This window comes from Bradyrhizobium sp. WSM2254 (assembly GCF_000472645.1).
Classification (GTDB): Bacteria; Pseudomonadota; Alphaproteobacteria; order Rhizobiales; family Xanthobacteraceae; genus Bradyrhizobium; species Bradyrhizobium niftali.
The window spans coordinates 129,946-155,349 of sequence record NZ_AXAB01000019.1; the positions used below are offsets into that span (position 1 = coordinate 129,946).

24 protein-coding genes and 2 pseudogenes are annotated in these 25,404 nt (G+C 62.3%); 8 read left to right on the top strand and 18 right to left on the bottom strand.

Annotated elements, in window-relative coordinates; all coding sequences use genetic code 11:
* Positions 1–26: 26 nt before the first annotated feature.
* Genes A3M7_RS0114640 through A3M7_RS0114680 form a run of 9 tightly spaced genes read right to left on the bottom strand, consistent with a single transcriptional unit; the run spans position 27 to position 7,052 of the window.
* Entirely contained in the window at positions 27–854 is an 828-nt protein-coding gene (locus A3M7_RS0114640; protein ID WP_027544606.1) for a transporter substrate-binding domain-containing protein, read from the bottom strand.
* Positions 855–905: 51 nt separating this feature from the next.
* Positions 906–1,562, bottom strand: coding sequence for an amino acid ABC transporter permease (locus A3M7_RS0114645; RefSeq protein ID WP_027544607.1), 657 nt, complete (start codon positions 1,560–1,562; stop codon positions 906–908).
* An 11-nt stretch (positions 1,563–1,573) separates the two neighbouring features.
* Positions 1,574–2,242, bottom strand: a complete 669-nt coding sequence (locus A3M7_RS0114650) for an amino acid ABC transporter permease (RefSeq protein WP_027544608.1) — start codon at positions 2,240–2,242, stop codon at positions 1,574–1,576.
* Positions 2,243–2,293: 51 nt separating this feature from the next.
* The gene (locus A3M7_RS0114655; RefSeq protein WP_027544609.1) at positions 2,294–3,148 is read right to left on the bottom strand and encodes a shikimate dehydrogenase; all 855 of its coding nucleotides are present in this window, start codon (positions 3,146–3,148) and stop codon (positions 2,294–2,296) included.
* A gap of 16 nt (positions 3,149–3,164) precedes the next feature.
* Positions 3,165–3,992, bottom strand: coding sequence for a shikimate dehydrogenase (gene aroE / locus A3M7_RS0114660; protein WP_027544610.1), 828 nt, complete (start codon positions 3,990–3,992; stop codon positions 3,165–3,167).
* Positions 3,993–3,995: 3 nt separating this feature from the next.
* A complete protein-coding gene (locus tag A3M7_RS0114665; protein WP_027544611.1) occupies positions 3,996–5,237 on the bottom strand; it encodes a CaiB/BaiF CoA-transferase family protein in 1,242 nt (413 codons plus the stop codon).
* Complete coding sequence (locus A3M7_RS0114670; RefSeq protein WP_027544612.1) at positions 5,234–5,704, bottom strand: MaoC/PaaZ C-terminal domain-containing protein; 471 nt, start codon at positions 5,702–5,704, stop codon at positions 5,234–5,236. Before A3M7_RS0114670 ends, A3M7_RS0114665 begins: the two co-directional genes overlap by 4 nt.
* A gap of 12 nt (positions 5,705–5,716) precedes the next feature.
* Complete coding sequence (locus A3M7_RS0114675; RefSeq protein WP_027544613.1) at positions 5,717–6,103, bottom strand: VOC family protein; 387 nt, start codon at positions 6,101–6,103, stop codon at positions 5,717–5,719.
* Between the two features lie 4 nt (positions 6,104–6,107).
* Positions 6,108–7,052, bottom strand: a complete 945-nt coding sequence (locus A3M7_RS0114680; RefSeq protein ID WP_027544614.1) for a ketopantoate reductase family protein — start codon at positions 7,050–7,052, stop codon at positions 6,108–6,110.
* 102 nt (positions 7,053–7,154) lie between these two features.
* Here A3M7_RS0114680 and A3M7_RS0114685 point away from each other — a divergent pair, with 102 nt between their 5' ends.
* Positions 7,155–8,150, top strand: a complete 996-nt coding sequence (locus A3M7_RS0114685) for a LysR family transcriptional regulator (protein ID WP_027544615.1) — start codon at positions 7,155–7,157, stop codon at positions 8,148–8,150.
* Between the two features lie 78 nt (positions 8,151–8,228).
* Here A3M7_RS0114685 and dctA read toward each other — a convergent pair whose 3' ends face one another.
* The gene (gene dctA, locus A3M7_RS0114690) at positions 8,229–9,614 is read right to left on the bottom strand and encodes a C4-dicarboxylate transporter DctA (protein WP_027544616.1); all 1,386 of its coding nucleotides are present in this window, start codon (positions 9,612–9,614) and stop codon (positions 8,229–8,231) included.
* A 68-nt stretch (positions 9,615–9,682) separates the two neighbouring features.
* Positions 9,683–10,756 carry a 4-oxalomesaconate tautomerase gene (locus A3M7_RS0114695; RefSeq protein ID WP_027544617.1) on the bottom strand — a complete coding sequence of 358 codons (1,074 nt, stop codon included), beginning with the start codon at positions 10,754–10,756 and terminating at the stop codon, positions 9,683–9,685.
* A 118-nt stretch (positions 10,757–10,874) separates the two neighbouring features.
* Here A3M7_RS0114695 and A3M7_RS44165 point away from each other — a divergent pair, with 118 nt between their 5' ends.
* Positions 10,875–11,807, top strand: a complete 933-nt coding sequence (locus A3M7_RS44165) for a LysR family transcriptional regulator (protein WP_049813027.1) — start codon at positions 10,875–10,877, stop codon at positions 11,805–11,807.
* Here the strand turns inward: A3M7_RS44165 and A3M7_RS0114705 are convergent.
* Positions 11,804–12,022, bottom strand: a complete 219-nt coding sequence (locus A3M7_RS0114705) for a hypothetical protein (protein ID WP_027544618.1) — start codon at positions 12,020–12,022, stop codon at positions 11,804–11,806. The two genes, A3M7_RS44165 and A3M7_RS0114705, sit on opposite strands and share 4 nt — an antisense overlap.
* Before the next feature lie 432 nt (positions 12,023–12,454).
* On the opposite strand from A3M7_RS0114705, the pseudogene A3M7_RS51170 reads away from it, so the two are divergent.
* A pseudogene (locus A3M7_RS51170) lies at positions 12,455–12,622 on the top strand (3-hydroxybutyrate dehydrogenase); the annotation flags it as partial.
* A gap of 579 nt (positions 12,623–13,201) precedes the next feature.
* On the opposite strand, the gene nhaA reads toward A3M7_RS51170, so the two are convergent.
* Positions 13,202–14,542 (bottom strand): Na+/H+ antiporter NhaA, encoded by a 1,341-nt coding sequence (gene nhaA / locus A3M7_RS0114715; RefSeq protein ID WP_027544619.1) that lies wholly within the window; start codon positions 14,540–14,542, stop codon positions 13,202–13,204.
* Positions 14,543–15,990: 1,448 nt separating this feature from the next.
* Positions 15,991–18,083: pseudogene (locus A3M7_RS0114730) on the bottom strand (adenylate/guanylate cyclase domain-containing protein).
* A 296-nt stretch (positions 18,084–18,379) separates the two neighbouring features.
* Between A3M7_RS0114730 and A3M7_RS0114735 the strand changes: the two are divergent.
* Genes A3M7_RS0114735 through A3M7_RS0114750 form a run of 4 tightly spaced genes read left to right on the top strand, consistent with a single transcriptional unit; the run spans position 18,380 to position 20,907 of the window.
* Positions 18,380–18,685 (top strand): DUF2282 domain-containing protein, encoded by a 306-nt coding sequence (locus A3M7_RS0114735; RefSeq protein ID WP_027544620.1) that lies wholly within the window; start codon positions 18,380–18,382, stop codon positions 18,683–18,685.
* 38 nt (positions 18,686–18,723) lie between these two features.
* Positions 18,724–19,626 (top strand): DUF692 domain-containing protein, encoded by a 903-nt coding sequence (locus A3M7_RS0114740; protein ID WP_027544621.1) that lies wholly within the window; start codon positions 18,724–18,726, stop codon positions 19,624–19,626.
* Positions 19,616–20,398 carry a DNA-binding domain-containing protein gene (locus A3M7_RS0114745; protein ID WP_027544622.1) on the top strand — a complete coding sequence of 261 codons (783 nt, stop codon included), beginning with the start codon at positions 19,616–19,618 and terminating at the stop codon, positions 20,396–20,398. The genes A3M7_RS0114740 and A3M7_RS0114745 overlap by 11 nt, the downstream gene beginning before the upstream one ends.
* Positions 20,395–20,907 carry a DoxX family protein gene (locus A3M7_RS0114750; RefSeq protein ID WP_027544623.1) on the top strand — a complete coding sequence of 171 codons (513 nt, stop codon included), beginning with the start codon at positions 20,395–20,397 and terminating at the stop codon, positions 20,905–20,907. The genes A3M7_RS0114745 and A3M7_RS0114750 overlap by 4 nt, the downstream gene beginning before the upstream one ends.
* 142 nt (positions 20,908–21,049) lie before the next feature.
* Here the strand turns inward: A3M7_RS0114750 and A3M7_RS0114755 are convergent, their stop codons facing one another.
* The 3 genes from A3M7_RS0114755 to A3M7_RS0114765 form a co-directional block, all read right to left on the bottom strand.
* A complete protein-coding gene (locus A3M7_RS0114755; protein ID WP_027544624.1) occupies positions 21,050–21,289 on the bottom strand; it encodes a DUF2798 domain-containing protein in 240 nt (79 codons plus the stop codon).
* 90 nt (positions 21,290–21,379) lie between these two features.
* Complete coding sequence (locus A3M7_RS0114760; protein ID WP_027544625.1) at positions 21,380–22,531, bottom strand: patatin-like phospholipase family protein; 1,152 nt, start codon at positions 22,529–22,531, stop codon at positions 21,380–21,382.
* 70 nt (positions 22,532–22,601) lie between these two features.
* A complete protein-coding gene (locus tag A3M7_RS0114765; RefSeq protein WP_027544626.1) occupies positions 22,602–23,426 on the bottom strand; it encodes a 3-hydroxybutyrate dehydrogenase in 825 nt (274 codons plus the stop codon).
* 190 nt (positions 23,427–23,616) lie between these two features.
* On the opposite strand from A3M7_RS0114765, the gene A3M7_RS0114770 reads away from it, so the two are divergent.
* A complete protein-coding gene (locus tag A3M7_RS0114770) occupies positions 23,617–24,504 on the top strand; it encodes a LysR family transcriptional regulator (RefSeq protein ID WP_027544627.1) in 888 nt (295 codons plus the stop codon).
* A 39-nt stretch (positions 24,505–24,543) separates the two neighbouring features.
* Here the strand turns inward: A3M7_RS0114770 and A3M7_RS0114775 are convergent, their stop codons facing one another.
* Positions 24,544–25,260 carry a peroxiredoxin-like family protein gene (locus A3M7_RS0114775; protein ID WP_027544628.1) on the bottom strand — a complete coding sequence of 239 codons (717 nt, stop codon included), beginning with the start codon at positions 25,258–25,260 and terminating at the stop codon, positions 24,544–24,546.
* Positions 25,261–25,404: the final 144 nt, after the last annotated feature.

Sequence of the window (25,404 nt, forward strand, 5' to 3'; positions counted from 1 at the left end):
GATCATGCGCCGGCCGCTCGCAATGGCTACTGAACTGTGAAGGGAACGCCGGGGACCGTCTCCGGGAAGATCGGCACGGGCGCCTTCATCCACTTGGCGTAGAAGCTGGCCAACTTGCCGTTCGACTTGATCTGGTCGATAAACTTGTTGGCCGTCTCGTTCCACTCCTTGTCTCCGAGGCGCGTACAGGCGCCGTTGTACAGAGCGGTGAAGTGAAGCTTGGGCTCGAACCCAAGTTCAGGCTTTGCGGCGTTCAGACGCTGCGGGTAGAAGCTGTTTGCGCCGACGGCCTGCACCTGGCCGGAGAGCAACGCCTGGATCGTGGCCGCATCATCATCAAACCTGCGGATTTCGGTGCCCGCGGGAGCGCTATTTGTGACCTGGGTATCCTGTGTGGAGGACCTCGGAACGCCGATGACGTACTTGCCCATGTCGGCATTGCTGTTGATCGGGGTCGCCTGGGCAGCGACAAGCGTGATCTCGTTGGCGACATACGGCTTGGAATACTGCACCGCCTTTGCACGCTCCGGCAGCATGGCCATGGTTGCGAACAGAATGTCTACGCGGCCCGTGGTCAGCGCCGGAATACGATTGGCCACCGCCAGCGGGACGAACTCGGCCTTCACGCCGAGATATTCAGCGAAGGCGCGCCCCATGTCGGCATCGATGCCATCCTGCTTTCCCGAGCTGTCGAGATAGCCCCAGGGAGGGTTGTCGCCCTGAATGCCGATAACGACGACGCCCTTCTTCTTCACGTCTTCCAGAGTGCCGGCCTGCGATTTTCCTGCGACGGCGATAGCCGCCAATGCCAGCAGTGCGACCCCGAGCTGGCGACGGTTGGGCGAAAACAACATGAGTATCTCCTCCTGATGATGGCTGTTTGTGATTGAGTAGGTGCGCCATTCCTACCTTTGACTGGCCAGAGCTAGCCTGGCCTCCATCCGGCTGCCCCACCACGACAGTGGCCAGCAGAGGATGAAATACATCGCGCCGACCACGCCGAAGACGAGCAACGGCTGGAAGGTCTGGTTCGATACGATCTGGCCGGCGCGGGCGAGTTCGATGAAGCCGACGATCGCGGCGAGCGACGTGCCCTTGATGAGCTGCACGAGATAGCCGATGGTCGCCGGCAGCGAGATGCGGATTGCCTGCGGCAGAACGATGTCGCGCATGCGGGACGAATAGTGCAGTCCAAGCGCCATCGCCGCCTCGGTCTGGCCACGCGGCACGGCCTGGATCGCGCCGCGCCAAATCTCACCCAGGAACGCGGAGGCATTCACGGTGAAGCCGATCGCCACCGCCACGAAGGCGTCGAGCTTCAACCCGGTTAGCGCCAATCCATAATAAACGACGAAAAGCTGCAGCAGCAGCGGAGTGCCCTGGAATATCCCGATGTAGATGCGGGTGATCCATTCCACGCTCCTGTGACCACAGGTGCGCAGCAATGCGACGGCCAGCCCCGCCGTGCAGCCGCCTGCGAATGCGACCAGCGTAAGCAGCACTGTCCATTGCAGCCCGCGCAGCAGGAAGCCGAACTCGGGAAGGCCAAAATGCGGTGTCATGATCGCCTCCCTCAGCGTGTCGGATAAGAGAAGAAGCGGTAAGAGATGACTGCAAAGCCCAGCATCAGCAGCCAGGAGATCGCGAGATAGAGGAAGGTGACGGAGAAATAGACCTCGAAACTGCGGAACGTGTCGCTTTCGATGCGCTGGGCAACCGATGTCAATTCGTAGGCCGATACCGCCGAACAGATCGACGAGGTCAGCGTCAGCATGATGAACTGGCCCGTCAGCGAGGGGTAGATCGCGCGAAGCGCGGGCTTGAGCACGATGAACCGGAACACCTGCCCTTTGTGCAATCCGAGCGCGTAGCCGGCCTCCACCTGTCCTTTATGAATGGACTGCACCCCGCCGCGGATGATCTCGATGGCGTAGGCGCCGCCATTGACGCCGAGCGCGATGATGGCCGTGGCTGTCGGATTGAGCTTCAATCCAATGAGCGGCAGGGCGAAGAACAGAAAGAATATCTGCACCAGGAAAGGGGTATTGCGCACGATCTCGACGAAGCCGATCACGATGGCCCGTAACCAGGCCGCCTTCGAACCGCGTGCCGCGACGCCGGCGACACCGATCACCATCGCGAGCGTCATGCCGGCAAGCGCCAGGCCCAACGTACCCACGCACCCCCACAGCAGTGCGGGCATCGCATGCCAAACCACCGAGAAATCGAGCGTATAGCCCATCTTGCGTTTCCTCTCGGGCGTTGTGCGTGCCGCTCGCCCATCGGCCTGACGTCACCCTCCCAGGGATGCAAAAGTGGCGAAGAAGACGTCTGGATCAGGTGAGATGCCCGTGAACAGCCGGAATGCTTCGGTCCCCTGGAAGATCGCCATGCCACCACCATCGATGGTGCGGCAGCCGAGGGCACGCGCCGCGCGCAGCAGCGCGGTTTCCAGCGGGAAGTAGACGATCTCGGCGACCCACAGATCGCGACGCAGCAAGGCCGTCGGCAGCGGCGTGCCTGGATACTTGTCCATGCCGATCGGCGTCGCGTTGACAATTCCGTCTGCGGCAGCAACGGCGGCCGCGAGATCCTGGCCGACCCTCAAGCGCCCCTCTGCAAATCTCGGAGACAAGCCGTCGACCACATTCTGCGCCTTGGCTGGGTCGACGTCGATGATGGTCAACTCCCGCACGCCGAGCTTCATCAGCGCGAAAGCGACCGCCGCTCCTGCACCGCCGGCGCCGAATTGGACGACACGACCAAGCGATGCGCCCTGCATGTTGCGGCGAAAGTTCTCGGCGAAGCCGAACCAGTCGGTGTTGTGGCCGGTCATTCGACCATTCCTGATGACCACGGTGTTCACGGCACCGAGCGCCTCCGCGTCAGGCGAAAGCTCATCCAGGAGCGGAAGAATCGCCTGCTTGCAGGGATGGGTCACGTTCAGCCCGTCAAAGCCCATCCGCTTTGCCGCCGTCAGCAACTCCGGCAGCGCTTCGGCACCGAGTTTCAACTCGGTCAGGTCGATCTTCTTGTAGAGATAGCGGATGCCCGCGGCGTCAGCGGCCGCTTCATGCATGGGCGGGGTGCGGGACGCCGCGATGCCGCTGCCGATCAGGCCGACGAGAAAGCTGGACTTCTGATGCATGGTCGGCATCGCCCCGTCAGCTCAAAGGGACAGTCAAGTCGGCGATGACCTGAGCCGTGCTCGGTCGAACGCCGCGCCACCAGGCAAAAGCTTCCGCCGCCTGCTCCACCAGCATGCCGACGCCGTCGGCCAGCTTGGCTACGCCTTCGACGCGGGCCGCTCGCAGAAAGGGAGTCAATCCCTTGCCGTAGGCAAGTTCATACGCCAGCTCCGCACCGCGGAAGACGTTGCCTGGAAGCGGCGGCATCTCACCCCGCAGGCTGGCTGATGTCGCGTTGACCACGACGTCATAGCCCTCGGCAAGATCGGCCAGTTCAGCATAGCCGCTGACGATCAGGGGACCACAACCGGCAAACTCTTCGGCCAATGCCACAGCCTTCGATAGGGTACGATTGACGAGAACCAGCTCGGATGGCTCCTGGCGCAGGAACGGCAGCAGCGCGCCACGCGCCGCGCCTCCCGCGCCGAGCATCAGGACGCGCCGGCCCGCCATCTTGACGCCGAGATTGACCGTGATGTCGCGCACAAGGCCGATCCCGTCGAAATTCTCGCCAACGATCCGATCGCCGTCGAACTTCAGGCAGTTTACAGCGCCAGCTCGGTCGGCGCTCTCTGAAAGCTCGTTTGCGTAGGCGAAGGCATCGAGCTTGAACGGGGCAGTGATGTTCAGCCCCTTGGCGCCCTCTGTCCGGAATTGATCAACCCGTTCGCTGAAGCCATTGAGGGGACCCTCGATCGCCTCATAGACAAGGTCCTGTCCCGTCATTCTGGCGAAAGTGCCATGGATGAGAGGTGATTTGCTGAAGCCGATCGGATTGCCAATCACCGCATAACGGTCGCTCATGGCTCACTCCTCCGCTGCGACTTCGTTGTAGAGAACGCCGTCACGCACCATCGCCTCGATGGTTTCGGCCGACACTCCCAGCGAGGCGGCAATGCGGCGGTTGTGCTGGCCGAGCAGCGGCGCCGGAGTTCGCACCGTGGTGTCGCAGTCGGAGAAGCGGAAGGGCAAGTTCGGCAACGTCACCTTGCCGAGCACAGGATGCTCCTGCTCGACCAGCATGCCACGCGCGTGAATCTGCGGATCGTTCACGACCTCTTCGATGGTCTGCACGGGAGCGGACGGCACACCTGCTTCGTCGAGGGCCGCTAGACAGGTATCGCGAGAGGGCTGCGACAATGTCCAGTTGCGCACGATGTCCATCGCTTCGGCATAATGGGCGTTCCGCGTGGCAGGCGTGGTGAAGCGTTCGTCGGATGACAAGCTGCTTCCCCCAATCAGCGTCGCCAATCGTCGCCACGCATCATCGACTTGCGCGGCGATGACAAGATTGCCGTCCCTGGCCGGAAAGACTCCGTAGACGGTCGAATCCGGCTGACCGCTGCCGGTCTGGCGCGGCAGGTCGGTGCCACCCGAGAGGAAGTAGCGCTGAACCGCATAGTCGTGCATCGAGACCATGCAGTCGTAGAGCGCGAGATCGATATGCTGGCCGCGCCCGGACGACGCGCGGCCGACCAGTGCGGCGTTGATGGCAGCCACACCGTGAATGCCGGTATACATGTCGGCGAGCGGCATCCGCAGCAGCGGCGGCGCTTCGCCGGGGGAGCCCAGCTGCGCCAAAGCGCCCGACATCGCCTCTGCGATCAGGCCGAAGCCCGGACGGTCGGCGTAGGGACCGGTGTGACCATAGGCGGAGACCGAGCAGTAGATCAGTTTGGGATTGCGCGCCGACAGCGCCTTGTAGCCGAGCCCGAGTCGATCGAGCGCGCCGGGGCGGTAGTTCTCGATGAAGACGTCGGCCGTATCGACCAGCCTCATCATCATGTCGAGACCGCGTTTATCGCGCAGGTCGATGCACAATCCCTGCTTGCCCATGTTCTGCTGCAGGAAGTAGCCGGACTGACCGTCCTTGAAATAGCCGTGGGCGCGGCCCGCATCGCCCTGCTTCGGACGCTCCACCTTGATGACCTCAGCGCCCATCGCCGCGAGGCAACGGCCCATGAACGGGCCTGCGAGGAAATGGCTGTAGTCGATGACACGAATGCCTTTGAGCGGCAGATCTTGGAGCGACAGATCTTGCGCGGTCATACCTGCTCTCCTGCGGCGCTGGTCTTCGGGCGCATCGGAATCATCAGCCGGTGTTCGCCGAGCTGCACCACTTCGCCGCGCTGATTGATCAGCTCCGAGGGCAGCACAACGATGCCCCACCCTTCCCGCTTCGTGGAGCGCATTGAACCAACGCGGAACTTCACATGCACGGTGTCGCCGAGCTTGATCGGCAGCTTGAAATCCCACGTCCAGCCCAGCGACATTCCCGGAAGGAAGCGGTAGTCGGCGCGGGTCTTCAGACCGTCGGCCAGCGACAGGCCAAACAGCCCGTGCGCGACGCGCGTGCCGAAGGGTGTGGTCTTGGCGTATTCCTCGTCGACATGGACGGGCGTGAAATCACCCGTCAGTTCGGCATAGGCATTCACCATCGCTTCAGTGACCGTCACTGCGGGGGTGACGCATTCGTCACCGACCTTGGCATCGTCCCAGTAGCGCTCATCGGTCATGTCGCGTGTTCCTTAGGCCCGTGGATTGATCGCCAGCGCCGCTTCCACGGCACCTGCGCTGGCTTGCAAGATCTCGACGTTCAGCCCGCCCGGCAGCTCGAGCCAGTTCGGCCCTGCAGGCAGCGCCTTGGCGCCCCAGGCGGCGGCACGGGTGAGCACACCTTCGTAATCGTCGACCATGATGCCGAGATGGGCGAGACGCCCCTCCGGTCCGACAAAATGCGGATCCTCGATGAGTTGCACGCTTCCGAGCACCCAGACCTGACGCGGACGCGCGCCGTCGGCGGGCTGCTCGTCGCGAATGGCAAGACCGAGTACCTCACGAAAGAAGCCGACGTGACGATCGACATCCGGCACGCGGATCGCGACATGTTCGACGTAAGCGCGGGGCAACGACATCGTCTCAGGCCTTTCCAGGATAGTCGCCGCGGGCGTATTCGATGCCCTTGACCAGCGCGACGAGGGTCGAGTTGACCGGGGTCGGCACGTTGACCTTGGCGCCCCACCGCACGACCGAGCCGTGAATGTAATCGACCTCGGTCAGATTGCCGGACTGCAAGCTCTGCAACATCGACGTCTTGAACTCGGGCGGCAGTCCAGCGGATGCCATCGTCCAAGCGCGCCGAGGGTCGGTAATCGAGATTTTCACACCAGCAGCTTGCGCGACCGCGATGCCCTCCGAGATTGCGGCCAGCGCACACTCTTCCAGGACAGGCAGCGAATAGAGACCGCCGTAAGTCAGCCCGGTCACGGCGGTAATTCCACCTCCGGCGACGTTGATGAATAACTTGTCCCACATCGTGCCCAGGATGTTGTCGCTGAGCAGCGTAAGAATGCCGGCACGATTGAACGTCTCGGAAATTCGCTGTGCGCGTTCCGTCAAGCGTCCATCGAGCTCGCCGATGATGGTTTCCTTGCCGACCACTCCGGAGCGAACATGACCGGGGCCGAGCAGCACGCCCCCAACATAGGTCTTGCCTGCCATGACCCTGTCACGACCGACTTCCTCCGAAAGGATGTCTTCGTGGCCAAGGCCGTTTTGCAGCGACATCACGACCGTCTGCGGTCCAATGATCGGCGCCGCGGCCCGGATAGCTTCCCGCGTGTGGTAGGATTTGACGAGGACGATGACGAGGTCCGCCACCATGCCGACCTCGGCGGCGGAGGTGCACGCAGAGAGCTTTACAGTGGTCTCAACGCCACCCTCGAGCATCCGCAGACCGCTGGCATTAATCGCGTCGACGTGAGCCTGAAACGGATCGATCAACCACACCTCGGCACCGCCGCGCGCCAGCGTGCCGCCGATGGTCGAGCCCAGGGCCCCCGCTCCGATAAAGCAGATCCTCATCCGAACGTTTCTCCCGCGCCTTTTTCGGCGTCGGAGGCGTGGTAGCAGTCCGCCCTTTATTCCGATATGCTATGATCCTTATACCCATTATTGTAGATCGCAATGAAGCACCGGGACCTCTCCGAGACGAACCTGCTGGACCCGCGCCTGCTCCGGCTCTTCGACGCATTGTTCACCACGGGCAGCGTCACCAAGGCAGCCGAGAAGCTCGGTCAAAGTCAGCCGACCATTTCGATCTGGCTGGCCCGCCTGCGAAAGGAGTTGGACGATCCGCTGTTCATCCGGTCGGCGGAGGGAATGCTGCCGACTCCGCGCGCCGAGGCTCTCATCGGCACGGCCCGGCAGGCGCTGGAAATGCTGCGGCGTCTGGCGGAGCTTCGCCCTGAGTTTGATCCGGCGACTGCAAAGCGCCGCTTCGTCATCTGCATGACGGATGCGAGCCACATCACGCTGCTTCCCGCCATCCTCGCCCACGTTCGCCGCGTTGCGCCGGGCATCCGCATCGAGGCAGCGCAGATCGGCGGCGATACACCACGAATGCTGCAGTCCGGCGAGGCCGATCTGGCGCTCGGCTACATCTCGGATCTCGACGCCGGACACTTCCAACAAGCACTCTTTCCGCAGGATTGGGTCTGCTTGGCGAACGCAAGACATGCCCGGATCCGCGACCGCATCACCGCAAAGGATTTCCGGCGTGAGGCGCACGTCCTCATTCGCTCTGGCACCGGACATCAATTGCTCGCGGACGCGCTGCGGGAGCAGCGGATGGTCCTTGACGTTGCGCTCGAGCTACCGGGCTTTTTGGGGCTACCCGCAATCGTCGGGACGACCGACCTGATCGCCACCCTTCCAAGGCACATTGGCGAAACGTTGGCTCACTATTACGGACTGCGCGTGCTCGATTGCCCGCTGGCGATCGCCGGCTTTACGGTGAAGCAATATTGGCACGCCCGCTTCCATCACGACCCGGCAAGCCAATGGTTGCGTGACCTGTGCGGGGAGCTTTTTCAACAGCAGAAAGTGCGGGGTCTACATCGTTCCGGTCGGCCAAGGAAACGACGGCCACGCGATTTGCCGTCGCAATGGAGCCCTTGCTGACCCGGTGCAGCGGCGCAAACCGCCGACAATTCCTTCGTTTCGGCATTCTTTTTCTTCGGAGGCCTGAGTATCCCTCTCTCAAGCGGCCGATTGCGTTGTCGGCCTCCAGCTCTTGCTCTCCTGCGCCACTGCTGCCGCAGGAATCTTCAATCCGGCTGCAGGTGCGGGAGCGCTATTCTGTCCCAGTTCACGGGCCAATACCTCGCGGTCACAGGCGTTCTCCCACAGCGAAACGGTGATGGTCGCGACACAGTTGCTGATCATGCTGGTCAGTGCCCTCGCTTCCGACATGAAACGGTCAATACCGACGAGCAGCGCCACGCCGGTCACGGGCAAGTCCGGCATGACGGTGAGAGTTGCGACAAGCGCGACGAAGCCGCTGCCGGTGACGCCGGCCGCCCCTTTGGACGTCAGCAGCATCAGTCCGAGCATCGCCGCAATCTGTCCCCAAGACAGATGGATGTCGCAGGCCTGTGCGATGAAGATGGATGCAAGAGTGAGATAAATGGCGCTGCCGTCCAGATTGAAAGAGTAACCCATCGGCAGCACGAGTCCTGATACGCCTTTCCGGCATCCGAGCTGCTCCAGCTTGCGCAGCGCGCCAGGCAGCGCCGGCTCCGACGACGACGTGCCGAGCACGATCAGCAGCTCTTCCTTGAAGTAGCGGATGGTCTTCCACAGGCTGAACCCGTTCAGCCGCGCCAGCGTCCCGAGCACGACGACCACGAAGACGGAGCAGGCGACATAGAATGTCAGGATCAGCAGTCCGAGTGAGCCAATCGAACGGATGCCATAGCGGCCCACCGTGAACGCCATGGCGCCAAAGGCGCCGAGCGGGGCCAGCTTCATGACGAAACCGAAGGCCACAAACAGCACGTGAGAGAACGAGGTGACGGCCTTGGTCACCACCACACCGTCATCACCGGCGCGGCTCAGCCCAAAGGCGATGAGGATGGAGACCAGCAGGACCGGCAGCACTTCGCCATCGGCAAACGCGCCAAAGAACGAATGCGGGATGATATGCAGCATGAAGTCGGCAAATCCTGTCGCAGCTGCCTGCTTTGTGTATTTCGCAGCCACCGACGGATCGAGCGTACTGACGGACACATGCATGCCGACGCCCGGCTGGATCAGCAATACGGCAACCAGCCCGGCCAGCAAAGCGAGCACGGTCAGCAGGTAGAACAGCGCCATGGATTTCACCAGCGTGCGGCCGACCTCGCGGGAATCGCTGATGCTGTTGATGCCGCTCACGATGGTGCAGAACACGATCGGCGCGATCATCATCTTGACCAGCTTGACGAAGCCGTCCCCAAAAGGCTTCAGCGCGGCGCCAAATTCAGGCCAGAGATGGCCGGTTAAGACACCCAGCAGGAGACCGATCAGCACCTGGACGTAGAGAATCCGGTAGAACGACTTTCGCACCTCGATGCTCGGAGACCCAGCCAGCGCTTGCGTGTGCATTCTCGTTTCTCCCATATATTTGATTTTTCGCCTTTGATTTTTGTCGATGGCCTTAAGGCAGACGGAGCTCAGGCTGCCAGGACTGAATGAGGCAAGTGCGATCGCCGGGCGAAGACGTGACCCTGGAAAATTCGGCGGGCGGTCCGCTGCACCCGGGCCACCGGGCCGGGCTCTAGCCGAACCACGAGTTGGCCGGAGGGATGGGCGAGCGTGATCGGCACCGGCGGCGCCAGCGGTCCCACCATCTCTGCCGCGATCGTGCCGGGCGTCACGCACGCCGTCGCGATCGCGACCGCGCCGGTCACCGCCAGCGCGCTATGGCAGTCGTGCGGCATGAAATACCGCGTGTTCAACGTCACTTCCGTCGCAGTTGAAATCAGGACCGGCTTCGGAATCACCATCGTCGCGGAGTTTGGAAAGCCCATCCGGCGGCCAGCCTCGATGCGCAGGTTTTCGAGCCGGGCGCGGAAGCGGCTGTCCGCGAACTCCGAAGGTGCCTCACGGCCGGTCCATCCCAGATCGGCCGCGCGGACCAGCATGACGGGCATGGCTGCGTCGATGCAGGTCACATCGATACCTTCGATGCGGTCGGCCGGCCGTCCTGTCGGCAGCAGGCGACCGGTGCGTGCGCCGGCCGCGTTGGAGAACGACAGCTCGATGGGCGCAGCCGTTCCCGGCACCCCGTCGATCCGCGCCTCGCCTTCATAGGCCACCCTCCCGCCAGGGGTGGAAACCGTCGCATCGATCAGCTTGCCGGTGTTGACATTGTGAATGCGCACCTGGGTGCGATCTGCGGCAGCGGCGACCAGACCGGCTTCGATAGCGAACGGTCCCACCGCTGCCAGCATATTCCCGCAGTTAGGCGACGTATCGACGATCCCTTCATGCACCCTTACCTGGGCGAACAGGTAGTCGACATCTGCGCCGGGGACCGATGCCGGTCCGATGATCGCGACCTTGTTGATGACGGCATTGCCGCCGCCGATTCCATCGATGCCCAGATCGTGCCCGCCCCCCATCACCGACAACAGGACCGCATCGCGTGCCCTGGGATCGGCCGGGAGATCGCTGGCCAGGAAAAACGGCCCGCGCGAGGTTCCGCCGCGCATGACCACACAGGGAATGGCAATCTGATCGTTCATTGGAGCTGTTCCGTTCGGCGACATCTTCGTGCGAACAGAGCATGGGCTCTTGCAACTCTTCTGTAAAATGCAAATATCTGAAGTATTAATGCATCATACGGTATAATGGGAGCCAGCCATGAACGCAGAATTGCTCGACCTCAAGGCGTTCATTACCGTCGCAGAGACTGGAAGCTTTGTCCGCACCGCCAAGGCGCTAAACCTGTCGCAGCCGGCGCTCAGCCGACGCATTCAGAAGCTGGAAGAAAGCCTGGGTGCGCCGTTGCTCGAACGTTCGACGCGTCACGTCAATCTCACCATGACCGGCCGCGACTTCCTGCCGAAGGTGCGCCGTCTCATCGACGAGTTCGAGACCTCGGTGCTCGCCATCCATGATATTGGCGCGCGAAGTTCAGGCCTGGTCTCGGTGGCTGCGGTCCCGACAGCGGTGTTTTATTTCCTGCCGCGTGCGATCGGTCGTTTTGCCGAGGCGTATCCGCGCATTCGCGTCCGGATTCTGGACATCGGGGCCAACGAGGGATTGGAAGCGGTCGCGCGCGGAGAAGCCGACTTCGGCATCAATTTCATCGGTGCGTCGCATGCCGAAATCGAATTCGAGAAACTGGTCGAGGATCCTTTTGTCCTGGCCTGCCGCCACGACCATCCGTTGGCATCGCGCAAACAGGTAAGCTGGTCGGAGATCGCCCCGCACCGGGTCATCACCGTCGGTCGCAACAGCGGCAATCGCGCATTGATCGACAATGCGCTGGCGCGACACGGCCTGCAGCTCAACTGGTCCTACGAAGTCGCTCACCTCTCCGGTTCGCTTGGCTTGGTCGAAGCGGGGCTGGGCATCGCGGTCCTACCGAGGCTGGCGACCCCGGCCGCCGGCCATCCGATCATTCACACCGTCAGGTTGACCGAGCCGGAGGTGTCGCGAACGATCGGAATCGTGCGCAGGCACGGGTCGATGCTATCCCCTCATGCCAGCCAATTTCTCAAGATGCTCCTCGAGGCATGGCGCTCGCCTTCCCGGACGACTATTCGCGGTAGGCCGCGCCCCCGACCCTAGAGCCAAAGACGACCACCAACTTCGCATACGATCTCTGCGGCCGTTCGTCTTGGCCGCCTGTCAATGAGAACCGTTGAGCGTGAGACCATGTTGTACGCAGCAATGGTCGCCATGACTTCCACGATCCCACCGTCGTCGAACGTTTCCCTGAGCTTCCCAAAGAGTGCGTCCGACACGATGATGTCGCGCGTCATCGCATCGGTAAGCTCGAGCATCAGCGCTTCGCGGGAAGCGAACGCTGCCGCGATGCCATCCTGTTTGAGAGCCTCGATCTTCTCGTCGCTAAGACCAGCGCGCTTCGCGATCGGCGCGTGGGCGGAAATTCAGACCCCGCGCATGCGCCACAAGCCTGCTCACGTTGGCTGTGAAAAGATTTTTCTTGATCTCCCGGTGCACACGCCGTGCACACGCCGCCTTCTAACCGATTGAAAACCTTGAACTCTCGCTCCAATCCATCATGGGGCAATTTGGGCCAGCTCCAGCCGAGAAGATCAAGGCGGATCAATACTGGTCAGCGTTGCACCAAAAGCAATCGATCGCGAGCATCCCAGTCCCGCCGGGTGACATCGCAATAGGCTGGGCCGCCCGATAAAGCAGCTCGGATGCCGAGGCCACCTATTGGAGCGATCCCCTCACTCCTATAGAGTATTCTGAAAGGTAAAACGGCGGTCGTGACCGGCTCGACCAGCGTCATCGGCCTAGCGTGCGCGCGTGCTTTTGCAGGCGCCGGTGCCGACATCGTGCTCAACGGCATGAGTGCTCCGGCCGATGTCGAGAAGGAGTGCTTTGCAATCGAGGGCGAGTTCGCGGTCCAGCGCTATCTCGGCGTCTAGCTCCTCTGCCTCGTCGCGTCCCGCCACCGGCCACATGAAGGTCTGCTTACGTGCGCCGGCCCCGGGCCGGTCGGCACGCGATGGCGGCCAACAGCCGACATCCCTAAACATACCAAAAGGAGCCAAAGATCCACTCTCACCCGAAAATAAAATAGAGAAGGTAGAGCGAGTAGCCGAGCGCAAGGAGGCCTACGGCTACTGAAAGCCAGAATAGAAGTTTGTCATCTTTCATTGACGATCTACCGGCGGACTAAAACTTTGGCGAGACGGCGAAGCGCAATAGAGCTGATTCCGACGAACAACGGGAGCAGACCGTCAGATCTCCCCGCTTTGGGTCGAAACAAGCCGAATAGCGGCAGGACCTTCTATGTTGACGCTAACATATTCCTGCGCGGCCGAAATGAGACTTTCCACGGCGGATTTATTGTACGAGGAATGCTTCGGATTTAGAAGCAAGCCAGTTTCTACGATCATCACTTGGGTAACCCCGGAGGGCAGAATCTCGACGGCAAACGATACAAAAGATACGTGACGAGCTTTGAAAGACATTTAAGCCCGCCTTCACTGACGTCGAACGTAGGTGGCGCCCCAGCCAAGGCCGAGTGTGGCGGCGACAAGCGAACCGAAGAGGACGCCCAGTTTAGCCGCCCTCAATAATCCTTCATCGGAGAAGGCGAGCATCGAGATGAAGATCGACATGGTAAAACCGATGCCAGCCAGCAGGCCGACCAGACAGACGCCACCCCACGAAACTCCAGGAGCAAGGCGACACCAACCCATTCGTACCGCGACCCAAGTCGCACCGACGACGCCAAGCGGTTTCCCAGCGACCAAGGCAAGCGCAGTGCCCATCATCACCAGGTGGCCCCCTTCGGAGAGATCAGTGCCGGTTAAGCTGACGCCGGCATTTGCCAGCGCGAAGATCGGCATGACGCCGTAAGCCACCCACGGATGCATTGCGATCTGCACCCGTGACACCGGCGGCAATAACTCGCGGTGAGCTACACGAAGGTCTCGCAGCGGTCGCTCCAACAGATGCGGATCCCTCGCTTTCACCGCATCGCTGCTTCGCAGCTGTTTCAGCACTCGCGACACAACTTCCAGCGGCGGCTCCCGCATCGGTATGGCGCGTGCCGGGGTGATCAACCCGAGCACGACACCCGCAAGGGTTGGATGGATCCCGGCTACTGTGAACCCGATCCAAACCAAAGAGCCGGGCAATACGTAGAACGGCGCAGAACCGATGCCGATGCGCTGAAATCCCAAAGCCGCGAGAACGCCAATTGACGCGATGATGAAACCGCCAGGCTGAAGACTGGCGGTGTAGAACAGGGCAATGATCAGTACCGCAATGATGTCGTCGATGATCGCCAGAGCAAGCAAGAACACACGCACATTGACCGGCATCGTTCGTCCAAGCAGCGCGAGCACTCCGACTGCAAAGGCGATGTCTGTCGCGGTTGGCACGGCCCAGCCCTGCCCTCTAGCCGGATCGCTGTTGAGGCTCAGATAGATGAGCGCCGGGACGATGACGCCACCAGTCGCAGCGACCAGCGGCAGAATGGCTTGGTCGAGTCTGCTCAGTGCGCCTTCATGGACCTCGCGTCGAATCTCCATGCCCACGACGAGGAAGAAGACGGTCATAAGTGCGTCGTTGACCCAGAAATGCAACGACCGGGAAAACACGTATTCGCCGACACCGATTGTGAGCGGAAGGTTCCAAAAGGCGTGATAGCTATGAGCGAACGGAGAGTTGGCCCAGATAAGTGCAGCGGCAGTGGCCGCGAGGAGCACGGCACCGCTGACAGCCTCAACATGCAGGAACCTGTGTAGGGTGCTGAGGGCCTGTTCCGCCAGCCGCTGGGCTTTCGGCAGATCGTCGAATGAAGAGCTATCGTTCATGGGCGCACGCTTTCGGCGTGGCGGCCCGACCATCGCTTGACCTGTCGCTGCTCAATGCAGCGAGCACCCGAACGCCGTTATACATCGTGGCAATGACAATTCAACCTTGGAAGAAGGCGCCTGTCTGTTTCAGGGCGGTCTCGTTAGTTCGGCCTAATTCCGGGCGCATCCAGTCTCCATCGCCGGGGGGCAAATCTTCGGAGCGGGGAGCTGACGTTTTCGTCTAAAGGTGCATTAGACTTCGGTCATATTGGTCCAGGCTGACTGTGCTCTAGGATCGACCAATGCGGGGAATGATCATCATCACGGTGGCCTTCTTGGCCCTGGCGCTCGCATTCTCGAGCGCGCATCAGCCGGTCATCCAGCCGACAAGCCGCATCCTCCCGTAAACGTGCCAGCCAACTAAGGGCAGCCCGACTGCTTCCTTTGCGTGTGGATTGGCGAAGCGGCATGTCGTCTTTGAGACCCGAAGCGGACCAAGCGGTGACAGTTGACCCTATCGCATCGCATAGTCCCGCACCCTGCCAAGCAGTCGATCCGCCCGCACGCGCTCGCCCGGGATCTTGTCGCGAAGATCGTTCGCGTCATCTTCGCAAATGTAGATCATTTCTCCCATGGGATCCAACCCATCGCGCGGGGATATGCCCCCCAAGCTGAGATGCGCTCTCCATGGCTTCGCCCTCGTCAGAGACGGCTGCCAATTCGATCCAGTGGGCGCGTGGATTTCGTGCGATGACGCACTCGCCCAAAAATACGGCGAGGTCGAAGATTGCGTTCAGTCCACGCAAATTTCCCTCCCATCAGATGGCGAAAGAAGATTTGCATCACTTATCTCTGGGCAATGTCGGCATGAGTACGCCGCAATGACCCGGGAGCCATCGGATACAGCAGCGAGACCATCGTCCCGCAAATGCGCACTTACACTGAAGCGCGCCAGAAAGTACTTGAGCGCGTCCAGCTGCTCCGTGCGATGGTCCATAAAGTAGCCAAAACTTTTCCTTGCCGCGGGTGATGAACTCTCGCTCCTCTTGATCGGAAACGCCGCGAGGGCAATTCGGGCCCTGACAGTGAGGTGGCTTGTAAGTGGGATAATCTGCCAAGGCTTCTGACATCTGGTGACGAAGGTCAGTGAGTTGCCGAGGCTCTCTGCGAAACCAACTGAGCATCGTCTTTCCCTATCAAGAACCACCTTGAAGCAATCTAACACACGCTCTCGCAATAGAAGCGACATTCCGCGAGTGACGTCGGCCGACCTTACGACACTCTACGATCCTCCGAAGTCAGCTTGTGGCCCGAAGCCGTCTGCGAGGGCAGAACAGAGCGCGTCCGCTCTGCCCCGAAGTCAGACGTCAACTTGTTCTGCTATTGCGATGCGTCGTCGACCTCGATCCCGAGATAAAGTCGGCCTGATTGCCCAGCAGGCGCAACGAAGGAGTGGCTATTGTGTGCTATTTCGATTTCAATGCAGAAACCGGATGCCAATCCTCTGGATCATCACTTAGCAACTTTCTGCAACGACCCAACAGCTCGACTGCCGGCGAATCCTGCGGTCGCTCCAATAGGACGGCTTCGAAATCGGCAATCGCGCCGACGAAATTGCGTTCGCGGTATTTGGCCAGACCCTGCTCGTAGCGTGCGATCCAAGTCTCGGATTGGCGCGCTGAGCCCACCTCGCTGGCCAAACCTATCAATTCATGGACTGCGATTCCCCCTTCGCGACCGTAGACCGCGATACTGTCGATCTCGCGCGTGACTACCGCGCCGCGCGCGAGACGCTCAGTCGCCTCACCGATCAATATTTGTGTGCCGTAGCTCTTGTTGGCACCTTCCAGGCGGCTCGCCACATTCACGGCATCGCCGATCACCGTATAGTTCAGCCGCAGCTCGGAGCCGATATTGCCGACCAGCATGCGGCCGGAATTGATGCCGATGCGAATCTGCAGGGGATGGCCGAGATCGTCGCTGAGGCCGGAGTCCGCGATGGCGCGGCGGATGTCGAGCGCGGCGCGGCAGCAGCGCTCCGCATGATCGGCTTGCGGCTGTGGTGCGCCCCAGAACGCCATCACGGCATCGCCGATAAACTTGTCGATCGTCCCGCCATTGGCGACCACGACTTCCGAGGCAAGGTCGAGATAGCGCGACAGCAGGGGCACGACGCGGTGCCCATGCGTTCTGAGAGGCCGGTAAAGCCGGCCACATCCACGAACATCGCGCTCAGTTCCTGGATCGCGCCACCGGGTTTTGCCTCGACACCCTGGCGCAACAGCGCGCGGACGAGATCGGCGGGAATGAACTTTCGGAACGCCGAAAGGCCGGCTGCCATCTCTGCGATGGCGCCCGACAAGCTTGCGATCTCCTTCAGCCGCGAGGGATGACGGCGCACCAGCTCCAGCGCAAAGGTCTCGACGTGGCGGATCTCTCCGACGACGCGGGTGAGCGGTGCCGCGATCACCGTACGCGCGAGCAAGGCGGAGGCGAGCGCCGCAAGCACTGCGCCGACAGCGAGGCCGAGAATTAAGCGCCGCAACGTCGTCTCGACAGGACCGAGAAACTCGGCCTCTGGAATGATGGTCGCGAGCCGCCAGCCGGGAAACGGCAGCGGCGTGAGTGCGAACTCATAGGCGGCACCGTCGGACGTGAGCCTGCTGCGCCAGCTGTCCTTGCCAGTGCCGGCCTGGGCCAGCGCCTTCTGTGCCAGCGGCAGCAGTTTCTGGTCGCCGCGCGCGGGGCGCAATTCGTCAGCGTCATTGTCGGGCGCGGCGACGAGCTCGCCGCTGCCGTCGAAGATGAATGCCGTTCCTGTGCGCCCGACCTCGAGCTGCGCAAGGAAGCGTGCAAGGCGAGTGTATTCGATGATGATGGCAAGCACGCCCTGCCGCTCTTGATAGACGTCGATCGGACCTGCAAAGGCGATCGACAGGCGCTCCCCGATCGGATGGTCTGTGACCCTGAACCACTCGGGCTCTTCGGCCTTGATGCCGGTCTTGAACCAGGTACGATCAGCGACACGGAAGTCAGTCGGCTCGAAACGGCGGTTGGCGAATTCGATATCGCCGGGCACGACGTCGTATTCGTCGACGCGGCGCTGGCCGGCATGATCGGTGAGCGAGATTTCCATCATCTCGAGACGGCCGTCGCCGAGCTTGTGGGCGGCAAAGAAAGCGCCGTCGGGCCATCCGAACGCGACCCAGGAGATCGTGGCCTGCGATTGCAGTTGAGACAGGAACACGAATTCGCGTTTGTCGGCCTCGCGGGTATCGAGGACGTTCTGCAGGAACAAGGTACGGATCGCGGTATGCGCCGCGCGCGCCTCGTCGACGATCGCGGCGACTTCCTTGCGGACAGCAGCGACGATCTGCTCATTGATGGTCAAGGCGAGTTGTCGGCTGGTTGCCTCCGCCGTGCGCCACCAGACAAGGCTGGACAAGGCCGCGGTCAAAAGGATCGCTGTCAGGACCAGCGCCGACACCGCGAGACGGATGCTGACCGTCAGCCGCCGCAGCGCCTGGCCTGATGTCGCATGTCCGGGGCTGGCGTTCATGGCTTGATCCGACGGGTTAGCGAGGCCGACTGTAACCTCCTTCGCAGGCCCGCAGCCGTTCGTTACATCTCGCAAATGCCCGCAGTCCCGGCCAATGCCCGCTGGCTAAGGTCTCCATAGAGACTAGGCATTGGAATTATCTCCCCACCTGCCGCTAATCCGTCACCCAAGCGCACGACGTCGCGCGCTTCACCCAACGATCTCACCAACTCGTGAGCGGCTTTTCCGGTAACGGCGGCTGCGGCGGGGACGAACGAGACAGTGGGCCAATTGCCCTACTCCAGAGGAGAGAACTCATGTCTGCCAAAACCACCATCAGCTCGCTCATGCTCGCCGGCGCCGTCTCGACCGCGCTCGCGACCCTCGCCACCGCCGCTCCGCTGACCAAGGCCGAGGCCGATGCCGCCATCGCAGCCAAGAAGGAAAAGTGCTTTGGCGTTGCGCTGAAGGGCCAAAACGATTGCGCCGCCGGACCGGGCACGACCTGCCAGGGTACCTCGACCGTCGATTTCCAGGGCAATGCGTGGAAGTTCGTCCAGGGCGGCACCTGCGCCAGCATCGAGCTCCCCGGTGGCAAGAAGGGCTCGCTCAAGCCGGTCTGAGACAAACGCAGCATCAAGGCAAACATGCGGAGGACGACATGGACGCAGCGATCAGGCCCCGGACGTCTGCGGCCATTCCCCTCCGCTTTTCGCTTCCCATCGGCAGTGTTGCCGGGACGAGCTTCAAGCCCGAGCACCTCACCGCGATTCTTGAGGAAGGTCCGCAGCGCGGCTTCTTCGAGGTCCACGCCGAGAACTACATGGGCGCGGGCGGACCACCCCACTGGATGCTGGAACGGCTGCGCCGGGATCATCCGCTCTCGCTGCACGGCGTCTGCATGTCGATTGGTGGACCCGCCCCACTCGACCGCACGCACCTGGCACGCTTTCGCGGCCTCGTCGCGCGCTATCAGCCGGCGCTCGTCTCCGAGCATCTGGCATGGTCGACACACGAGACGAGCTTCTTCAACGACCTCCTGCCGTTGCCCTACAACAAGGCGACGCTAGCTCGCGTCTGCGAGCACATCGACGAGGTGCAGGAAGCAATCCGGCGACCGATCCTGCTGGAAAACCCCTCGACATACGTGGCGTTTCGCAACTCCACGATGTGCGAAACCGACTTCATCCGCACTGTCGCCGAGCGTACCGGCTGCGGCCTGTTGCTCGACGTCAACAACGTCTTCGTCTCCGCCGCAAACCACTGTTTCTCGGCATTGCAATATCTCGCCGATTTCCCGTTGCCGCGCGTCGGCGAAATTCACCTTGCTGGCCACACCGAGCAGAGCGGCGAAGGCGAGCTGTTGCTGATCGACAGCCATGACGGTCCCGTCGCGGACGCCGTGTGGAAGCTGTTCGAGATCGTGATCGCGCGCTGCGGCCCCATTCCGACGCTGATCGAATGGGACAACAACATTCCGGATTGGCCGGTCCTGAAGGCCGAGGCCGCATCCGCACAGGCGATCCTGGATCGCCATGTCCGGAGGATTCGCCATGCAGCCTGAACCGGAGGCCTCCTACGCGGCAGCGTTCGCGCCGGCCTTGCTCGATCCTGTCAGCCACGTGCCCAGCATCGTGACCGGGCCGTGCGGAAAATCGGCCGTCAGGTGCTACAACGTCTATCGCAACAACGTCATGGTCAGCTTGATCGACGCACTCGCTTCGATCTACCCGGCAGTGCTGCGTCTGACGGGTGCAGATTTTTTCCGCGCCATAGCGCGTTTCTATATCCGCGAATCCCCGCCGACGTCCCCGCTGCTGTTCGACTACGGTCGCGATTTTCCCGCCTTCATTCAAGCCTATGAATTCGCTCAATCGTTGCCCTGGCTCGCCGACGTCGCCCGGATCGAGCGGGCATGGCTCGACGCCTATCACGCCGCCGACAGCGCGCCGTTGTCGCCATCCGCACTCGCTGCTGTCGCGTCGGATCGTCTGGCCAGCCTCGTCTTCACTCTGCATCCCGCGACGCGCGTGGTGCGCTCGCCCTTCGCAGCGGTCACGATCTTTGCCACCAACCGCAATACGGCGCCGAATTGCATGATCGACGCATCAACGCCTGAGGATGCCTTGATTACTCGGCCGGACGCCGACGTCGTGGTGCAAATACTGCCGCCGGGCGGCGCAGTCTTCCTGACCTCCCTGATGTCAGGATGCATGCTGGCAGAAGCCGCCGCTGCGGCGCTGGAGGACGCACTCGACTTCGATCTCGCCACCAACATCGCCGGCCTGTTCGAGGCTGGCGCAATCACATCGCTGACGTCTGGAGATGCAAGATGATCTCGGAACAACGCATCGTGCCCGCAAATGCCCTGCCCTCTTTCGGTGTGCTCGTCGATAGAGCCAAAGGTCTTGTCCAGACAATCGCGACTCCGTCCATGGTGCAGCTTGTGCTGCGCCTGGCATTGGCCGTCCCGTTCTGGCGTTCCGGGATCCTCAAATGGACCGGCTTCCTCAAGCTAAGCGACGTTGCGGTGACGCTGTTCACCGACGAGTTCATGCTGCATCTGCCCGGCGGCCCCTATCATTACCCGATCCCCGCGACAATGGCCTTCCTGTCCGGCTGCGGCGAGATCTTGTTTCCGATCCTGCTCGTGCTCGGCCTCGGCACACGTTTTGCTGCGCTCGGCCTTCTCATCATGACCGTCATCGTCGAGCTCACCGTGCCCGACGGCTGGCCGGTCCACATCACCTGGGCCGCGATGGCGCTCGGCATCATGGCCTACGGGCCTGGTCGCATCTCACTCGATCATCTGCTTTGTAGATTTGTGATGCATCGCAACAGGTAGCGCGAGACTGCGCAATGGGGCCCATCAGGGCGGCTTCACGCGTTTCCGCCGTGCCGCCGTTCAACCTCATCCTCGAGGCGCGCCCATGAGGGACAGTTGGATGTCCGTGGTTATATTACCGCGGACATCCACTCGTCAGGTCTCACGCGACGGGGTCGTCGCGGGTCAGGGTAAGCGACAACGACCTGATGGCCGGAGCGGCCAAGAGAACGATGGGTGCCATTGCGATCCACGACACCAGCCACGACGCCATCCAATTCAACAGGAAATGTCCGCTCGCGATGGCAGAGAGGCTCGCGATTCCCGCTGCAATCAGGGAGGTCAATCCCGACTGAATGACGCCGAAAACAAAGTGACTGTAGCGACGCGGAATTGCGAGCATGACGTTTCGCTCCATCTCGATGCGGCTACCTTACTTGGCCAGACTCCATTTTCAATCCCACGGGAATGCTCGCGCGTGCCTATAGTCTACTCATTCGGCTGCTATTGGCATCAACTCCTGCTGATCGTGCAGGATCACGCCCGCGAGAGGGTCGAATTCGCCTTCCCATGGCTTGCTTGCCAGCGCCGACCGTGTGTGTGTGTAGCCGGCCTCCCAGCGCCGCCTGATGCCGGACGGGCTGAAGTCGATATCCTTGGTGTGGGTTTCGTAATTCAGTTGTGGGGCGAGCAGCCGCACCACGTGCATATGCGTGGGACAGCCATAACTCGTCAGTTCGCGCACCACGGGATCGTTGCGTTCGCTCTCGGGGAGCCGCGCGGCCAACTGGTTGATGACGTGACGCAAGCGATGCGCCTGCTGCTGACGCGTGATCTGGCTTGCGATACGGCTGGAATACTGGACGTCCTTATGGCGGTTCAGGACTTCGGCCATTGTGGTCGGCTCGGCCCCCAGAGGGTTCCAAAGGTGCACGGCGAAGATCAGCGAGTTCTTGCGCGGATTGTCGTCGAATACCGCTTCGGTCGGCGTGTTGGAGAGAATGCCGCCGTCCCAGTAGAGCTCGCCGTCGATACGCACGGCCGGAAACGCCGGCGGCAGCGCGCCTGACGCCATCACGTGCTTCACCGTCAGCTCACCGTCGCGGCTGTCGAAATAGCGCATCCGGCTTGTGCGCACGTGGGCCGCGCCCACCGTGAGCCGCGGCATGCAGCGATTGACCAGGCTGAAGTCGACGAGTTCTTTCAGCGTCTTCTCGAGCGGCGCGGTCGAATAGAAGCCAGCGTGATCGGCACCGAGCGGATAGGAATCGCCGGCATGCGCCAGCGGATTGGGCCGGAAGAAGCCGGGAATCCCGTTGGTGACGGTCGACCAATAGGTGAGCTTTTCGTTGAAGCCGGGGAATGCGGTACGGAAGCTCCAGGCCGGATTCTGCTCCATCCGCTTCCAGAATTCTCTCAGGCGCTCAAGCCGGTGCTGCGGCTCATTGCCGGCGATCAGGCTGGCATTGATGGCGCCGATCGAGGTGCCGATGATCCAATCCGGCTCGATGCCAGCCTCGTGCAGTGCCTGGTAGACGCCGGCCTGGTAGGAGCCGAGGGCGCCGCCGCCCTGCAGCACCAACACGACCTGGCCCGGCAGGCCCATGGACCCGATGCTCTGCGTATTGCCCTGCATGCCGTTCATGTCACGCTCCTGATGAGCTTCTATTGGTCGGATATTCGTCGGCCGTCGCGATTTGTTACGCCGGCTCATGTCAATGCGCGGTCCAGCCGCCGTCGACCGGCAGCGCGATGCCGGTGATCGAACCCGCGGCTTCGGTCGACAGAAACACCGTGAGCGCGCCAAGCTCCTCGACCGTGGTGAAGCGCTTGTTGGGCTGCTGTGCCAGCAGGACGTCACGGATCACCTGGTCGCGCGAGATGCCGTGCGCCTTGGCCTGGCCGTCGATCTGCGCCTCGACCAAGGGCGTATAGACATAGCCGGGGCAGATCGCGTTGCAGGTGATGTGCTCTTCCGCGGTCTCCAGCGCCGTCACCTTGGTCAGACCGACAATGCCGTGCTTGGCCGCGACATAGGCCGCCTTGAACGGGGACGCGATGAGGCCATGCGTCGAGGAGACGTTAATGATGCGGCCGAATCCGTTCCGACGCATCGCGGGCAAGGCGAGCCGCGTGGTGTGGAAGGCCGACGACAGATTGATCGCGAGGATCTGGTCCCACCTCTCGACCGGAAACTGCTCGAGCGGCGCGACATGCTGGATGCCGGCATTGTTGACGAGAATGTCGAGCCGGCCGGACTGCGCGACGGTTGCCGCGATCATGTCGGCGATCGAATTCGGCCGGGTCATGTCGGCGGGCGAGAAGCTCGCCTTGACGCCAAACTCGGCGGCGATCTGCTCCCTGACCTTGCCAATCTCGGCGGCGACGCCGAGCCCGTTCAGCACGACGTCGGCGCCGGCTGCGGCAAGCGCCCGGGCGATTCCCAGCCCGATGCCGCTGGTCGAGCCCGTGACGAGGGCAACCTTGCCGGCGAGCGCCCGCGTGGCTTGAGACGTCTGCAGCTTGACGGGAATGTTCATGGCCAATCCTCCGGTTGCGACGGGCGGCCCGATGACCGGCCCCCTGACTTTCGCAGACAGTGAGGGACGGCCTTTCGAAACGGAAATACCGGCTGGCTTCCGAAACGATACGTGCCCGCTATCGCGCGCAGGATGTCATTCCCTGCCCCGATCGGCTAAGTTCCGGTCCGATCCTGCTGGGAGCCGATCCATGGAAATGCACCAGGTCCGCTATTTCCTCGCGGTAGCGCAACTCCTGAACTTCACGCGCGCCGCCGAGGAATGCAACGTGACGCAGCCGTCGCTGACGCGGGCCATCAAGCAGCTCGAGGCCGAGCTTGGCGGCGATTTGTTTCGCCGCGAGCGGCCGGCCGCGCAATTGACCGAGCTCGGCCAGCGCATGCATCCGCTCCTGAAGCAGTGCTACGAGGCCGCCGCCGGTGCGCGCTCACTCGCCTCCTCCTTCAAGAGCGGCGAAATCGGCGCGCTGCGCGTTGCACTGACGCATGCGATCGATCTTTCCCTGCTCATCCCCCATCTCAGCCAGATCAAGCGGCAGTTCAACCGGCTCGAATTCCGTTTTCTGCGCGCCACCGGCCGCGAGGTCGCCGAATATCTGAAGAAGGGCGAGGCCGAGCTCGGCATCGCCGCCGAGATCGACGAGGCCTGGGAGCGGCTCGATGTCTGGCCGCTGTTCACCGAGGGTTTCGAGCTCGTGGTCGGCAAAGGCCACCGGCTCGCAGGCCACAGCACGATCGAATTCGACGATCTGCGCTCGGAGCAGTTACTGAGCCGAAACTATTGCGAGCACGCTGGCCGCATCTCGGCGAATCTGCGCGAGCACGGCATCGACGTGGACCACAGCCATGAGATCTCCAGCGAGCGCGACCTCATCGAGCTGGTCGAGGCCGATATCGGCATTGCGATGGTGCCGCACACCTCGCCGGTGCCCGAGAGCCTCAAGCGCGCCGCTGTGAGGGGCCTCGACGCGCGCCGCACCGTTAACCTCTACGGCGTCGCCGGCCGTCAGCGGACTGCAGTGGCCAACGCGGTGATGCGAATGCTGCGTGGCGCGGACTGGCGGGAGATTGCGGGGTGATCTTCTCCCCTCGTGAAGGATGATTGGGCAACGAGAGAGCTAATTCTCCCGCCCCGCGCTCTCCAGCGCCGCGAGCAGATCGTCGATCTCCATGCGCTTGCGAAAATCCGGGTCGACGAAGCGAGCTTTGACGAGGCCGTCTCGACCGACAACGAAGACGGCCGGAATCGGCAGCATCCAGCCATCATTACCGTGGAATTTTGCCATGTCCTGATAGGACAAGAGCTGCTGGATCTCGGTGCCGAGCCAGATCGCCAGGTTAAGCGACAGCGCATAGCCATTGTCGAGATCGGTCAGCACCGGAAACGGTGCGCCAGAGTCGGCCTTGAACGTCTCGGTGTACTCCTGCGTCTCCGGCATGATCGCGACGATCTGCGCGCCTATCGCCTTGATCCGCCCCTCTGCCTGGATCACCGCGCGGACGTTCAGCCGGCAGTAAGGACACCAGTGCCCGCGAAAGAACATCACCGCGACCGGCCCGCACGCAAGCAGCGAGGGCAGCGCGATGAGCTGTCCCCGATCGTCGGGCAGCACAAAGGGCGGCATGGCCTCGCCCGGACGCGGCGCATTCTCGCCGCCGCCGTTCTGGCTCAGCCGCTCCACCAGGCGATCGACCGCATCGCCATAGGCAGGGAAGATCTCGCGGCCGGCGCTCGCATAGGCACGGAGCTGCTCGTTCAGCGTTCCCTCCATGTCGCGGCAGCGCTGGAAGGCTGATTTGAGACGTTCGGCATCGGCTGGGGTCAACGACGTCATCTTACCGCTCCGGCACCATGATGAGAGGGACATTATTTTGCGTTCGGGCCACCCTGCAAGGATAACCGTGAACGCCCGCCAGTTGGGTGCCCTGTCATCGAACGCCGGATCTCCCGGGAGCGGAAATGCCGATCCCCAATCGGT

What these genes read in the sequence shown, in the direction of transcription:
- A3M7_RS0114755 (WP_027544624.1), bottom strand. Translation starts at nt 21,289, where the DNA reads ATGCTCGCAATTCCGCGTCGCTACAGTCACTTTGTTTTCGGCGTCATT.
- A3M7_RS0114665 (WP_027544611.1), bottom strand. Translation starts at nt 5,237, where the DNA reads ATGACCGCGCAAGATCTGTCGCTCCAAGATCTGCCGCTCAAAGGCATT.
- nhaA (WP_027544619.1), bottom strand. Translation starts at nt 14,542, where the DNA reads ATGAACGATAGCTCTTCATTCGACGATCTGCCGAAAGCCCAGCGGCTG.
- A3M7_RS0114680 (WP_027544614.1), bottom strand. Translation starts at nt 7,052, where the DNA reads ATGAGGATCTGCTTTATCGGAGCGGGGGCCCTGGGCTCGACCATCGGC.
- A3M7_RS0114655 (WP_027544609.1), bottom strand. Translation starts at nt 3,148, where the DNA reads ATGCATCAGAAGTCCAGCTTTCTCGTCGGCCTGATCGGCAGCGGCATC.
- A3M7_RS0114670 (WP_027544612.1), bottom strand. Translation starts at nt 5,704, where the DNA reads ATGACCGATGAGCGCTACTGGGACGATGCCAAGGTCGGTGACGAATGC.
- A3M7_RS0114775 (WP_027544628.1), bottom strand. Translation starts at nt 25,260, where the DNA reads ATGACGTCGTTGACCCCAGCCGATGCCGAACGTCTCAAATCAGCCTTC.
- A3M7_RS0114740 (WP_027544621.1), top strand. Translation starts at nt 18,724, where the DNA reads ATGGACGCAGCGATCAGGCCCCGGACGTCTGCGGCCATTCCCCTCCGC.
- dctA (WP_027544616.1), bottom strand. Translation starts at nt 9,614, where the DNA reads ATGCACACGCAAGCGCTGGCTGGGTCTCCGAGCATCGAGGTGCGAAAG.
- A3M7_RS0114770 (WP_027544627.1), top strand. Translation starts at nt 23,617, where the DNA reads ATGGAAATGCACCAGGTCCGCTATTTCCTCGCGGTAGCGCAACTCCTG.
- A3M7_RS0114650 (WP_027544608.1), bottom strand. Translation starts at nt 2,242, where the DNA reads ATGGGCTATACGCTCGATTTCTCGGTGGTTTGGCATGCGATGCCCGCA.
- A3M7_RS0114685 (WP_027544615.1), top strand. Translation starts at nt 7,155, where the DNA reads ATGAAGCACCGGGACCTCTCCGAGACGAACCTGCTGGACCCGCGCCTG.
- aroE (WP_027544610.1), bottom strand. Translation starts at nt 3,992, where the DNA reads ATGAGCGACCGTTATGCGGTGATTGGCAATCCGATCGGCTTCAGCAAA.
- A3M7_RS0114750 (WP_027544623.1), top strand. Translation starts at nt 20,395, where the DNA reads ATGATCTCGGAACAACGCATCGTGCCCGCAAATGCCCTGCCCTCTTTC.
- A3M7_RS0114760 (WP_027544625.1), bottom strand. Translation starts at nt 22,531, where the DNA reads ATGAACGGCATGCAGGGCAATACGCAGAGCATCGGGTCCATGGGCCTG.
- A3M7_RS0114695 (WP_027544617.1), bottom strand. Translation starts at nt 10,756, where the DNA reads ATGAACGATCAGATTGCCATTCCCTGTGTGGTCATGCGCGGCGGAACC.
- A3M7_RS0114745 (WP_027544622.1), top strand. Translation starts at nt 19,616, where the DNA reads ATGCAGCCTGAACCGGAGGCCTCCTACGCGGCAGCGTTCGCGCCGGCC.
- A3M7_RS0114705 (WP_027544618.1), bottom strand. Translation starts at nt 12,022, where the DNA reads ATGCTCGAGCTTACCGATGCGATGACGCGCGACATCATCGTGTCGGAC.
- A3M7_RS0114735 (WP_027544620.1), top strand. Translation starts at nt 18,380, where the DNA reads ATGTCTGCCAAAACCACCATCAGCTCGCTCATGCTCGCCGGCGCCGTC.
- A3M7_RS0114765 (WP_027544626.1), bottom strand. Translation starts at nt 23,426, where the DNA reads ATGAACATTCCCGTCAAGCTGCAGACGTCTCAAGCCACGCGGGCGCTC.
- A3M7_RS0114675 (WP_027544613.1), bottom strand. Translation starts at nt 6,103, where the DNA reads ATGTCGTTGCCCCGCGCTTACGTCGAACATGTCGCGATCCGCGTGCCG.
- A3M7_RS0114645 (WP_027544607.1), bottom strand. Translation starts at nt 1,562, where the DNA reads ATGACACCGCATTTTGGCCTTCCCGAGTTCGGCTTCCTGCTGCGCGGG.
- A3M7_RS0114640 (WP_027544606.1), bottom strand. Translation starts at nt 854, where the DNA reads ATGTTGTTTTCGCCCAACCGTCGCCAGCTCGGGGTCGCACTGCTGGCA.
- A3M7_RS44165 (WP_049813027.1), top strand. Translation starts at nt 10,875, where the DNA reads ATGAACGCAGAATTGCTCGACCTCAAGGCGTTCATTACCGTCGCAGAG.